The 702-nt window shown below is 66.5% G+C and carries 1 protein-coding gene; it reads right to left on the reverse strand.

The annotated features are described in order from the left end of the window. The coding region (locus tag AC25M7_RS25460; RefSeq protein ID WP_486971635.1) for a hypothetical protein at positions 1 to 702 on the reverse strand (702 nt) is incomplete at both ends.

A 702-nucleotide genomic window follows, 5' to 3' on the forward strand; every position in this document is an offset into this window, starting at 1 on the left:
GGCCTGGGCGGTGGAGATCTCGCCGCCCTGGTTGGAGAGCTTGGCCAGGTTGGCGAGGGTCAGTGGGCCGGCGGTGGTGATCAGGCCGGCGCCGTTGTCCAGGTCGGCGCCGAGCAGGTCCAGTGCAAGGCTGCTGCCGAGCAGTTTGCCGCCGTGGTTGTCCAGGCCCTTGCTGGTGAGTGTGAGCGCGTCCTTGGCTTCGATTCGGCCACCGTCGCGGTTGCTCAGCACACCGGCATTAACCTCCAGCGACTGGCCGCCGATCAGGCCCTTGAGGTTGTCCAGGCGCTGGCTGATCTGCAGCAGCAGGCGCTGGTCGCTGAGCAAACGGCCATTGCCGTTGTCGAGTTGCTCGGCGGCGACGGTGAACGCTTGCGCGCTGGAAATCTCGCCACCCTGGTTGGCCACGCTCTTGAGATTGTTCAGCAGCAGCGACGGGGCATTGATCAGGCCGCCACGGTTATCCAGGTGGCCATGGCTCAGGTCGAGGTTCACCGAAGTGTCGCTGAACAGCTTTCCGCCCTGCTGGTCGAGGCCGGTGACCGTCGCGCTGAGTGCTTCGCGGCTGCCGACCCGGCCGCCGTCACGGTTGTCCAGCTGGCCGGCGTGCAGGTCGAGGGTGCGGTTGCTGCTGACACTGCCCTGGCGGCTGTTGTCCAGGTGGCTGGTGGTAATGGCCAGCGCGCCCTTGCTGGCAATAAC

Source organism: Pseudomonas sp. P106(2024), from assembly GCF_057480815.1.